The 10,575-nt window shown below is 58.2% G+C and carries 9 protein-coding genes; 5 read left to right on the forward strand and 4 right to left on the reverse strand.

Annotation, left to right across the window (positions count from 1 at the left end):
* Genes AB4O12_RS09800 through AB4O12_RS09820 form a run of 5 tightly spaced genes read left to right on the forward strand, consistent with a single transcriptional unit; the run spans window position 1 to window position 5,872 of the window.
* Window positions 1-945, forward strand: a complete 945-nt coding sequence (locus AB4O12_RS09800) for a DUF58 domain-containing protein (RefSeq protein WP_016774988.1) — start codon at window positions 1-3, stop codon at window positions 943-945.
* Window positions 942-1,439, forward strand: coding sequence for a DUF4381 domain-containing protein (locus AB4O12_RS09805; RefSeq protein WP_460061652.1), 498 nt, complete (start codon window positions 942-944; stop codon window positions 1,437-1,439). Before AB4O12_RS09800 ends, AB4O12_RS09805 begins: the two co-directional genes overlap by 4 nt.
* Window positions 1,432-2,511 (forward strand): vWA domain-containing protein, encoded by a 1,080-nt coding sequence (locus tag AB4O12_RS09810; protein ID WP_056789460.1) that lies wholly within the window; start codon window positions 1,432-1,434, stop codon window positions 2,509-2,511. The genes AB4O12_RS09805 and AB4O12_RS09810 overlap by 8 nt, the downstream gene beginning before the upstream one ends.
* Complete coding sequence (locus AB4O12_RS09815) at window positions 2,508-4,244, forward strand: tetratricopeptide repeat protein (RefSeq protein WP_122750530.1); 1,737 nt, start codon at window positions 2,508-2,510, stop codon at window positions 4,242-4,244. Before AB4O12_RS09810 ends, AB4O12_RS09815 begins: the two co-directional genes overlap by 4 nt.
* Complete coding sequence (locus tag AB4O12_RS09820; protein WP_460061655.1) at window positions 4,241-5,872, forward strand: BatD family protein; 1,632 nt, start codon at window positions 4,241-4,243, stop codon at window positions 5,870-5,872. Before AB4O12_RS09815 ends, AB4O12_RS09820 begins: the two co-directional genes overlap by 4 nt.
* 9 nt (window positions 5,873-5,881) lie before the next feature.
* Here AB4O12_RS09820 and AB4O12_RS09825 read toward each other — a convergent pair whose 3' ends face one another.
* From AB4O12_RS09825 to AB4O12_RS09840, 4 genes are all read right to left on the reverse strand, one after another.
* Complete coding sequence (locus AB4O12_RS09825) at window positions 5,882-6,202, reverse strand: hypothetical protein (RefSeq protein WP_460061657.1); 321 nt, start codon at window positions 6,200-6,202, stop codon at window positions 5,882-5,884.
* Window positions 6,203-6,205: 3 nt separating this feature from the next.
* Window positions 6,206-6,607: a hypothetical protein gene (locus AB4O12_RS09830; protein WP_252876440.1), complete on the reverse strand. Its 402-nt coding sequence runs from the start codon at window positions 6,605-6,607 to the stop codon at window positions 6,206-6,208.
* A 132-nt stretch (window positions 6,608-6,739) separates the two neighbouring features.
* Window positions 6,740-7,078 (reverse strand): Imm45 family immunity protein, encoded by a 339-nt coding sequence (gene imm45, locus AB4O12_RS09835; protein WP_252876441.1) that lies wholly within the window; start codon window positions 7,076-7,078, stop codon window positions 6,740-6,742.
* The gene (locus AB4O12_RS09840) at window positions 7,078-10,512 is read right to left on the reverse strand and encodes a hemagglutinin repeat-containing protein (RefSeq protein WP_460061659.1); all 3,435 of its coding nucleotides are present in this window, start codon (window positions 10,510-10,512) and stop codon (window positions 7,078-7,080) included. The genes imm45 and AB4O12_RS09840 overlap by 1 nt, the downstream gene beginning before the upstream one ends.
* Window positions 10,513-10,575 lie beyond the last annotated feature (63 nt).

Genomic DNA, 10,575 nt, shown 5'->3' on the forward strand with positions numbered 1-10,575 from the left:
ATGAACGCCGCCCTGCCCTCCGAACCCGGTATCCGCATCAGCCTAGCCGAGCTGATCGAGATGCGTCACCGCGTGCGCGAGGTACAGCTGTTTTCCACGCCGAGTCAGCGCAGCCCGCTGATCGGCCTGCATCACTCGAAATTCCGTGGGCGTGGCGTCGACTTCGATCAGGTGCGGGTGTATCAGGCCGGTGACGACGTGCGCACCATCGACTGGCGCGTCACCGCGCGCACGCAGGAGCCGCACACCAAGCTGTTCCATGAAGAACGCGAGCGGCCGATTTTCATCATGGTCGAGCAAAGCACGCGGCTGTTTTTCGGCTCGGGGCTGATGTTCAAGTCAGTGCTGGCGGCGCAGGTTGCAGCGTTGATCGGCTGGGCCGCGCTGGGGCACAACGACCGCGTTGGCGGATTGGTGTTCGGCGACAACGAGCACTATGAAATCAAGCCTCGCCGCAGCAAGCAGAGCCTGCTGCAATTGCTCAACCGGCTGGTCAAGGTCAATCAATCGCTGCACAGCGAGCGCGAGCCGGATCGCGATGCCTTCGGCGTGGCCTTGCGCCGGGCGCGGGAAGTGCTGCGGCCGGGCAGTCTGGCCATCGTTATTTGCGATGAGCGCGCGTTGTCCGACAGCGCCGAACAACAACTGAGTTTGCTGGCGCGGCATTGTGATTTGCTGATGTTGCCGCTGTCCGATCCGCTGGATCATGCCTTGCCCGCTGCCGGCCTGCTGCGCTTCGCCGAACGTGGCGCGCAGCTGGAAATCGACACGCTGAACTTCGACCTGCGCCAGACCTACCGCGCCCAAGCCGAAGCGCGCATCGCTCGCTGGGAATTGCTCGCACAAAAGCTGCGGGTGCTGCTGATGCCGTTGAGCACGCAAAGTGAAATGGTCGAGCAGATGCGCGAGTTCCTGAACCCGCAGCGTCCGGGGAAAGGTCGATGAACGGCCTCGACCAACTGCAACCGCTGATCTCACCGCCGCCGATTGCCTTCTGGCCGCCGGCGCCGGGCTGGTGGCTGCTGCTTTTGCTGTTGCCGCTGCTGGGTTTTGCCGCGTGGAAGTTGCGACGTTTCATTCCGATCAAGAAACGCCCTCTGGTGCGCGCCGAGCAGCCGCTGGATCCGGTGCGCATCGCCGCGCTCGCCGAACTGGCGCAAATGCCCAAACCCTACGACGGTGCACCCGCCGGCGCCTGGCTGCAACAACTCAACGGCCTGCTCAAACGCCTGTGCCGCAACCACTATCCGTACAGCCAGAGCCACACCCTCAACGGGCGCAAATGGCTGGCCTTCCTCGATAACCGCTGCCCCGCTGCCGGCCTGACGCGCTGGATGGTGCTGGTTGAAGGCGCGTACAAACCGGAATGCAAACTCGACGACAAAGCCATCGCCGGCCTGACCCAAGCGGTCGACACGTGGATTCGCAAACATGTTTGAGTTCGCCTGGCCTTGGATCTTTGTGCTGCTGCCGCTGCCGTGGCTGATGCGTCTGATCCTGCCGGTGGCCGACAGCGGCGAGCCGGCATTGAAAGTCAGTTTCCTCGCCGACCTCGAAGGCCTCGCCCGCCGCCGCGCGCGTGCGAACTTGCCGGCGTGGCGGCAGCAGGCGCCGTTTATCTTGCTGTGGCTGATCTTGCTGATCGCCGCCGCGCGCCCGCAATGGCTCGGCGAACCGCTGCCGATTGCCGCCAGTGGCCGTGATCTGCTGGTGGCGGTGGACGTGTCCGGTTCGATGGATTTTCCCGACATGCAGTGGCAGGACGAAGAAGTCAGTCGTCTGTCGCTGGTGCAGCACTTGCTCGGCGATTTCCTTGAAAGCCGCGACGGCGATCGCGTCGGTCTGATCCTGTTCGGCAGTCAGGCCTACCTGCAAGCGCCGCTGACCTTCGATCGGCGCACCGTTCGCATCTGGCTCGACGAAGCGCGGATCGGTATCGCCGGCAAAAACACCGCGATCGGCGATGCCATCGGTCTGGCCCTGAAACGCCTACGCCTGCGCCCGGCGCAAAGTCGCGTGCTGATTCTGGTCACCGACGGCGCCAACAACGGCGGCGAAATCAATCCGCTGACGGCCGCAAAACTGGCCGCCAGCGAAGGCGTCAGAATCTATCCGATCGGCATCGGCGCCAATCCCGAGGACAGCGGCTCGACCGGCCTGCTCGGGGTCAATCCGAGCCTTGATCTGGATGAGCCGGCACTCAAGGCCATCGCCGAAATCACCGGCGGCCAGTACTTCCGCGCCCATGACGGCAAAGAGCTGCAAGCGATCAAGGACACCCTCGATCAGCTCGAACCGGTGACTCAGCAACCGACTCAGGCACGCCCGGCGCAAGCCTTGTATCACTGGCCGCTGGCGCTGGCGCTGTGGTTGAGTCTGTTGCTGGTCGTGCGCGAACTGTGGCCGGATAACCCGCTGCAACGCCTGTTTACCAAGCAACTGTATTTGCAAAGTCCGCTGCCGGACTGGCGTGAGCGCTTGCAACGTTTGCGCCTGCGGAGGCGCCGATGATCGCGCTCTGGCCGCACTGGTTCCGCCCTTGGTGGCTGTTGCTGTTGCCGCTGCTCGGCTGGCTGCTCTGGCAACTCTGGCACCGACAGAAACGCGCCGGTCGCTGGCAGATGATTCTGCCGCCGGCATTTCACGCTGCGCTGCTCAGTGGCGGCAGCGGTCGCCAGAGCAAACTTCCGTGGATCGCCCTAGGCGTGGCGTGGTTGCTGACCATTCTGGCCTTGCTCGGGCCGAGCTGGGAGCGCGTCGAACAGACCAGCCAGAAACCCGCCGACCCGCTGGTAGTCGTGCTCGAACTGACCCCGGAAATGCTCGCCACCGACTCACCGCCAACACGCCTCGAACAAGCGCGGCGCAAGCTGTTCGACCTGCTGCAGGCGCGCAGCGATGCGCAGACCGCCATCGTCGTTTATGCCGGCAGCGCACACACGCTGGTGCCGCTGTCGGATGATCTGGCCACCAGTCGCAACCTGCTCGACGCGCTGAAGCCGTCGCTGATGCCGGAAGCCGGCCACCGCGCCGATCTGGCCGTGGGCAAAGCATTGGCCTTGCTCAAGCAAGGTGCGCTGGGACAGGGACGGATTCTGCTGATTGGTTCGTCGCTCAATGAAGAGGAACGGCGCGGCATTCGCCGTGCGCTCAATGGCGAGTCCACGCAACTGCTGATGCTCGGCATTGGCACCGCCGAAGGTGCGCCGATTGCCCAGGAGGACGGCAGTTTCCTCAAGGACGAGCAAGGCGCGATCCGCGTGCCGCAACTCGACAGCCCCGGTCTGGCGACTTTCCTCAACAGCGTAGGCGGCGAGTATCACCCGGCGCGTCTTGACGAGGCTGATCTTGGCGCTCTCGGTTTGCTCAACGGCCCGCGCAGCCTGCGCGACGACGGCCAGACCGTGCGCCTCGATACGTGGGCCGATCAGGGCTATTGGCTGCTGTTGCCGCTGCTGTTGCTCGCCGCTTGTGCCGGGCGCCGTGGCTGGCTGTTCTGCCTGCCGCTGCTGTGGTGCCTGCCGCAACCGAGCTACGCTTTCGACTTCGAAGACTTGTGGCTGCGCCCCGACCAGCAAGGTTTGCACCTGCTCAAGCAGAAGCGCCCGGCCGAAGCCGCGCAGCATTTCGATGATCATCAGTGGCAAGGGGTGGCGTTGTACGAGGCCGGCGACTACAGTGGCGCCGCTCAGCGTTTTGCCGAGGGCAGCGATGCCCGCGCCCACTACAATCGTGGCAACGCTTTGGCGAAAAGCGGCGAGCTGGAAGCGGCGATCGATGCCTACGAACAGGCGCTCGAGCTGCAACCGGATCTGCGTCCGGCGCAGACCAACAAGGCGCTGGTGGAAAACCTGCTGAAGCAGAAAAACGCTCCGCCGCCGCCCGAACCGGACAACCAGCCCAACGAACAAAGTCTGCCCGGCGATGAGCCTTCGCCCACCACCGCGCCCCCTCCGGCGGTGAGCAGTGAAACCCAGAGCGAGGCGCAACCGGCCGAGTCGGCCAGCGAACCGCCGCCGACCGCCCCGCCGCTGCCTGGCCCCAATGAAATCCCCGGCAGCAACGAGGAAGAGGAAACCGACACGGTGCCGACCCTGCGCCCGAGCGAGAACAACCTCGAAGGCGAGCAGCGTCAGGCGCTCGAACAATGGCTGGGCAAGATCCCGGACGACCCGGGCGAACTGCTCAGGCGCAAATTCTGGTACGAACAGCAACAACATCAGGATCAGGAAAACAATCGATGACCCGCTTCACCGCTCTCTTGCTGCCCCTGCTGATCTGCACGGCCACCGCTCAGGCGGCCGAGCTGACCGCCAGCGTGGATCGCAGTCGCCTGAACTCCGGCGAGACGGTCGAGCTCACCCTCGAAACTGACGACGTCACCCAGTTCGGCAAGCCCGATCTGTCGGCGCTGGAAGCGCTGTTCGAAGTGCGCGGCACGCGCCAGGTCAACCAGCTCAACACCCTCAACGGCGACAACCGCGCGACCACACGCTGGATCATCACCCTGCTGCCGAAAGAAAACGGCAGCGTCGTGATTCCGCCGCTGCAACTGGGCGAAGCACAGAGCCAGCCGATCACCGTGCAGGTGATCGCCAGCGACAACCGCGAAGACAACAACAGCCTCGATCCGGTGTTCATCGAAGCCAGCCTCGACCAGACCAGCGTCTACGTGCAGGCCCAGGCCATCCTGACTTTGCGCATTTATCACTCGGTTTCGCTGTACGACGACAGCAGCCTGAGCCCGCTGCAAATCGCCGATGCGCGCATCGAGCAGCTCGGCGACACGCGCACCTACGAAAAAGACATCAACGGTCTGCGCCACGGCGTGATCGAGATGCGCTACGCGATCTATCCGCAACACAGCGGCCTGCTGACGATCGCCCCGCAGACGTTCAGCGCCACGCTGGTGGATACCGCGCCATCAGCAGACCCCTCGGGGCCGAAGCCCGGCAAACTGATGCGCGTCAGCTCGGCGTCGATTCCGCTGACGGTCAAACCGAAACCGCTGACCTACCCGGTCGATGCACCATGGCTGCCGGCGCGCAACCTCAGCCTCAGCGAAAGCTGGAGCCCGGAACCGGATCACACTCAGGTCGGCGATTCCCTGACCCGCAGCCTGACCCTGAAAGTCGAAGGCCTCGCCAGCTCGCAACTGCCAGCCCTGCCCGCCACCGACGTCAACGGCCTGCGCCGCTACCCCGACCAACCGGTGCTGAGCAACCAGAGCAGCGACCGCGGGATCATCGGCAGCCGCGAAGAACGCGAAGCCCTGGTGCCAAGCCGCAGCGGCGCGATCGACCTGCCAACCGTCGACGTGGTCTGGTGGAACACCTTCGAAGACCACCTCGAACACAGCAGCCTGCCCGCGCGCACCCTGCAAGTGGCGAACAACCCCAGCCTGCAGATCGACACCCCGGCCGGCACCCTGCAACCGAGTACGCCCGACAACGACACCCTGTGGTGGTGGAAACTCAGCACCCTGATCCTCGCCTGCACCACTCTGCTCGGCTTCGGCCTCTGGTGGCGCGCCCGCTGGCAACCGGCAATCCACCGCGCCGCCCAAACCGGCCCGAGCCCACGCACCCTGCTAGACGACATCAAACGAGCCAGCCAGGCCAACGACCCCCACGCCACCCGCCAGGCACTGGACGCCTGGGCGCGACAGCAGCCGGAGACGCTGGCAGACATGGCCGCGCGGTTTGTGCCGTTGTCGGACGCGTTGGATGGGCTGAACGGCGCGCTGTACAGCGAGACCGGGCAGCATTGGCAGGGTGAGGATTTGTGGCGGGCGATTCGAACGATTCCAGCCGCCGAGCGCGTGCAGGATCCGGTGGGTGAGAGTGGGTTGCCGCCGCTTTATCCGAAGTAGATTTTGCTTTTAGATTGTGTCGCGAGTTTGATAATCGAATTTCATCTTTACTTGTTCGCCTTCGCGAGAAGACAGGACAAAGCATGTCCAAGGCTCGCCACGCGCGACTGCGTTCTCGTGCAGTTTTTCTACAAGCGCATAGACCTTCGAATGATTGAAATCAGTTTCAGCGTCCCAAATTTCGGAGCCATGTATTTCGACGGCGAGGTCGGACTCCATATAATTCCCTCCCCATTCGACACTGTACCGGAACGCGTCATAACCATGAACGACGCCTGATTCGATCAATTGGAAAATTTCCTGGGCGATTTTAATGTCCTCAGTGGTCAATCTTCATTTCCCGTGGAAGAACCCATTTACCCTACTCCGTTGAGAAAGAAATAGATTGCGCACGGTTTCCATGTCCGCCTGAACGGCTTTCAGTTCCTCGCCATCGGCTCCCGCCTCAACCAGACTCTCTGGGCTGCACTGTTCGTACGTAAGGGTCAAAATATCCAACATGTCTGATGCGTAAAGGCTGTCCCCCAACTTCAAACCATGTCGGCTACCTTCCATATAAATGGCGGTTTGCAAAATTGCGTTCGGGCCGGGTGCGTCTTTGCGCATCAAGCGTTCCAGCTCATCCTGAGCATAGGCAAAAGCTTGCTCCGGACGAAACCCAAGCTCCTCCATCGCATGAAAATACAGCCCTTTGGCCATGGCTTTGGCCTGATTGAACAAGCTTTCAACCCGCATTTCTGTTCCCCCGGCGATTCCACCTGCTATCCAAAAATGAGGGCAGATTTATTTCCTTAAATAACTCTGCTCGCCATTTCCATGTCCCATATCCGACTTCTTTCGCATTTCTGCGCTTCTTCTAAAGAATGTCTAGCGAGTTGTCAGCTCCGTTGGCACCTCTATCGAATCAAACAAATAAACATCTTCAACTGAGCAGTCTGGATATATCCATTTCTCCCAATTCGAAATAACCCACTCCCTTGAAATTCCGTGTTCATCGGATGCGCAGCTTTCCAATGGCAAGTGCACCAATACCAAGCCTGATTTATTCCCGGAAGCCACCACCAGTGAATGGCCAAAGCTATCATCTGGTATATCGACCACCATGAAATCCACTATTGACTCATACGGCCAACTGGCAGGCACCCGAAAAACTTGCCCCCTGGCAATAACGGAATCTGAGCATTCGACAAGTTTGATACTATTCATCACTTCATCCTCAAATCATGTTTACCCGAGTCATCTTTAGATTTAGGAACAGGTATCAAATCAAACTGCACCTCTCCTTGATGTTTCCCTCGGCTATTCACCTGTTCCAACCTACCGTGCTGACTGTCAACTGCGTAAAAATATCCATCGGATCCAGCATAAACATCTCTGCCATTCAATTTCGTCAGGAAATTGTCTTTAGGCCAACCCAGGGAATCGGCTAACTCCCTTGCTCTGGTTTTTACAATTGCGACTCGTTCACCTGAAGGGAGGGTAACCAAAGACTTCTCAAATTCCGACGCAGACTGCCCCCACGGCAGGCTATAAACGTTCCCCAACGAAGGGTTTTCTACGATAGGCGTCGTGTACGTACCGTCTCCCGTCTCAACGACAGGGCTTCCGCCCGTGTCGGTGGGCAAAGAGGGCTGCATCACGAAACCGCCGATGCTTACAGGATGCAGGGTGTCAGTATCTACGGCTGGATTCGTCAATATTCCATATTTTGGGTCCAGTAGCGTGACCGGGAAGGTCGTACCCAGCATTAATGCCCACAATTCAGCCGAAATGGATAACTGCTGAGATCCGCTATAACCCGCCTCACCGGCAGACGCAACTAGCGCATTAACTGCATCTCGTGTGTTCTCCTGATTTTTTGTTCCGGCGGCAGCCGTAAGAAGCATTGTCCCTAACGCTGCAATTGCACCACCAGCCAAAGCCAAGGGCACAAAATTCAATCTTTCTGGATGAGGATCTTGCAAGCGTCTGAGCAGAACGAGCATGCCAAGAGCCTTGTCAGGATCGCTACCGGCAATTTGAGTAATGCGGTCTATCAACGCTTGAGTTTCGGGACTGTTATCACCATTGGTCATGTTTTTGATTGCAGCATTGACTGCGACCGCTCGAGCCCCCTCATTTTTACTATTTAACTGCCTTACAAAAACACGAAGAAGTGTGACCTGATCGGCAACCTCAAAACCCCGACCACTTAAGATGTTCACCGCACCAAAGAGCAGATCGGTCAGTGAGTTCAACGCCTCAAGACTATTTTCCCCGTACTTCTCGACATCCATTTTCCATTTTTCAAGCGTTTGTTTCGGATTCATCACCGCCTTGACTGAAGAGCTACTCACATACAGATCAGTACGGTGTTCCTCATCTCGAGTGACTTCGTAAGCCTGATTCAGATCTCGATTTAGGCCAAGCGTCGAGTCCTGCCCAGTATCCTTGTCATTACGTACTGTGATAGCGCCGGCACCCACGGTTGCCCGGAGGATCTGCTCGCGATCCTTTTCGTAGTTGTAACCCTCAACCGCCCAACTGGTACTCCCTTGGCCTTCCATACCCTTATTAGGCTTATCTGCCTGAGAACCGCTACTTGAGCCATAGCTACCACTTACATTCAAGTAGTAACCGTGTTCATTATCCTTCCCGGTGATATTACGAAACCCCAGCGTGTCGGTATCTAACTTCAGGTTCCCGTTCTCGGCGGACAAGACTGCCCCATCGATCTGAGTGTGCTTCTCGGTGCGTATATCCACCTTACTCTTGCCGCTGATTACAGTCTGACTTTCAACCCAATTAGTCTGACCTGTCGTTCGCCCGTAACCTACCGAACCGCTTGCTCCGTAGAAGGAACCTGTAATACTAAGATCGAGCTCCTTTCCATTGACCTTTCCAGTATCAGGCACAGAGATGACCGTTAGATCACGACCGACCTCACCAATTACTTCATCTGCGCGGAGTGTGGCACCGGCAATAGTGGTGTCACGGCCACTTTCAAAGTTCAGACTATTCCCTGCGTACAAATAGGCTTCTTGTTGATGAACACCATCGCGTTTCAGATTTCCTGTTCCGTAACTCGCACTTCCGTAGATTCCGAAGCCATCCTTCCCCGCAATCAGTCCTCCCTCGGCACCCCAGTTCCGACGGGTATTTTCGCTATTGGATACATTCTGGGCAGATAGGATTTTTAGATCGTTAGCGGCCTTGAGCGTGATATTCCGGTCGGCGTCAACCTCGGCGCCGACCAGAGTAAGGTCATTTTTGGCATCCAGTTTGACGCTACCACCTGCGTTAAGGCGGGTAACCGTGGACGTCCCCTGACTCGACTCGTCCTTCGCTCCGGAATTACTGACTCCCACACCAATTTTAAACCCGCCGGTCGTTCCGCCCTTGAGGCCGCCCTTGCTCTGCGTATTACTGCCGTCACTGCTATCATCGCCATGCGCAACATCGAACGTAATATTGCGCCCAGTAACATTGATATCGCGGCCCGCTTCGAACTGGCTGCCTCTCACATTGATGTCGTTGCCGGCGTCAAGAATAATGTCATTCCCCGCACCCAGACTGGATGGACGCTTCGTCAGGGAAGTATGTGTATTAGTTTGACTAGTGCTTGATGCCCCGAGGTGCCCATCAAATTTTGGGCCGCTGAAAAAATTATCCAGAGCATCAACACTTTTTAAAACACTTGACCCCTTGCTGACCCTATCTTCACCTTTGCCGGTACCTTTAAGTCCGTTGATCGTATTGCCGATATTATAAGCAATAGTTGTCGTAGTACCGTTGCGTTTTACGCTGTTTTGACGGGTAACTTCATTAGTTTCATCTGCCGCGTCAATATTGATATCTCGGCCGGCTTTCACCCTGATATCGTTATCCGCCAGCAGGCCAGACCCTTGCTGATTGATATCACGATCCGCATTAATTTTTACATCGTGCCCCGCTTTGATATAGCTGCCTGCCGCCGTTCGGGCGGTGCTATTGATACCTTCCTTGATCGTTTCATCACCCACGAACGTGGTAAAGCCATTACTATCAATATCCTGCTTGATACCGTAACTTTTATTCGTTTCCCAACTATTACTACGTTGTTGATTTGCTCCCGCAAGAATATTCACATCACGACCAGCATCCAACGACGCGTTTCGTTCGGCGTTGATTCCGCTTCCAATGATATTAATATCTCGTGCGGACTTCAGGCTCACATCGCGGCCTGCATTGACTTGGCTGCCAACACTCGTGGACGTCGCGACTTCACGCCCACCTTTGTGTGACGCAATCGCGGTTATATCAGCGCCGGCGCCAGGTGTGCCGGCAAAGAGGCCAATGGTGTCCTTGAGCGACAAGCCGATCTTTTTCTTGAATGCTTCTGCACGACTGAAGGCCTCATCCTCACCCGCCGCGAGACTGATATCGCCTGACTGATCAATCAATCCAGCATGCAGTTCGGCGTCGTTTTCGGCATTGACTACGCTGGCATTCATTCGCACATCGTGACCGGCTACGACCACTACGTCGTGCCCGGCCGCCATGGAACTTCCAATCTGAGTCACGTTTGTCTGGAGTTGACTGCTTCCGCTTTTCGACATACCAAACAACCCGGTTTTTGTCTTTTTGCTGTAAGCACCGCTCTCCTCGATACCGGCAAGCATCGCCACATCGTTGCTTGCACCCACGACCAGATCATTACCTGCCTTGAGTTGGCTGCCTATGGT

Source organism: Pseudomonas sp. S2_A05 (assembly GCF_054668485.1).

Excerpts from the sequence above, each read along its gene's own strand:
- AB4O12_RS09800 (WP_016774988.1), top strand. The coding sequence starts at position 1 with ATGAACGCCGCCCTGCCCTCCGAACCCGGTATCCGCATCAGCCTAGCC.
- AB4O12_RS09805 (WP_460061652.1), top strand. The coding sequence starts at position 942 with ATGAACGGCCTCGACCAACTGCAACCGCTGATCTCACCGCCGCCGATT.
- AB4O12_RS09810 (WP_056789460.1), top strand. The coding sequence starts at position 1,432 with ATGTTTGAGTTCGCCTGGCCTTGGATCTTTGTGCTGCTGCCGCTGCCG.
- AB4O12_RS09815 (WP_122750530.1), top strand. The coding sequence starts at position 2,508 with ATGATCGCGCTCTGGCCGCACTGGTTCCGCCCTTGGTGGCTGTTGCTG.
- AB4O12_RS09820 (WP_460061655.1), top strand. The coding sequence starts at position 4,241 with ATGACCCGCTTCACCGCTCTCTTGCTGCCCCTGCTGATCTGCACGGCC.
- AB4O12_RS09830 (WP_252876440.1), bottom strand. The coding sequence starts at position 6,607 with ATGCGGGTTGAAAGCTTGTTCAATCAGGCCAAAGCCATGGCCAAAGGG.
- imm45 (WP_252876441.1), bottom strand. The coding sequence starts at position 7,078 with ATGAATAGTATCAAACTTGTCGAATGCTCAGATTCCGTTATTGCCAGG.
- AB4O12_RS09840 (WP_460061659.1), bottom strand. The coding sequence starts at position 10,512 with ATGCTTGCCGGTATCGAGGAGAGCGGTGCTTACAGCAAAAAGACAAAA.